The sequence below is a fragment of the Flavobacterium sp. HTF genome (genome assembly GCF_003105115.1).
Lineage (GTDB): Bacteria > Bacteroidota > Bacteroidia > Flavobacteriales > Flavobacteriaceae > Flavobacterium.
Window position 1 is genome coordinate 1 of record NZ_QETH01000185.1, and the last position, 398, is coordinate 398.

General features: G+C 36.2%; 3 protein-coding genes. All 3 read left to right on the top strand.

Annotated features, from left to right (window positions below):
* Positions 1-48: 48 nt before the first annotated feature.
* Positions 49-192 carry a class I lanthipeptide gene (locus tag DCO46_RS23010; protein ID WP_165828981.1) on the top strand — a complete coding sequence of 48 codons (144 nt, stop codon included), beginning with the start codon at positions 49-51 and terminating at the stop codon, positions 190-192.
* A 5-nt stretch (positions 193-197) separates the two neighbouring features.
* The gene (locus DCO46_RS23015) at positions 198-341 is read left to right on the top strand and encodes a class I lanthipeptide (RefSeq protein ID WP_165828981.1); all 144 of its coding nucleotides are present in this window, start codon (positions 198-200) and stop codon (positions 339-341) included.
* A 6-nt stretch (positions 342-347) separates the two neighbouring features.
* The coding region (locus DCO46_RS23480) for a class I lanthipeptide (protein ID WP_207784996.1) at positions 348-398 on the top strand (51 nt) is incomplete at its 3' end.

The window sequence follows — 398 nt, forward strand, 5'->3', positions numbered from 1 at the left end:
CAATGTTACTTAGTAATCAGTTTCTTAATCGCAAAACTATAATCAACCATGAAAAAACAAAACCCAAACAACAAGCTTGCTTTCAACAAAGTAGCTGTTACAGAATTGAACGACACACAAATGCATGATGTTGACGGCGGAAGCTCTCCGGCATGTTACTTAGTAATCAGTTTCTTAATCGCAAAACTATAATCCAAATGAAAAAACAAAACCCAAACAACAAGCTTGCTTTCAACAAAGTGGCTGTTACAGAATTAAACGACACACAAATGCATGACGTTGATGGCGGAAGCTCTCCTGCATGTTACTTAGTAATCAGTTTCTTAATCGCAAAACTATAATCAACCATGAAAAAACAAAACCCAAACAACAAGCTTGCTTTCAACAAAGTGGCTGTT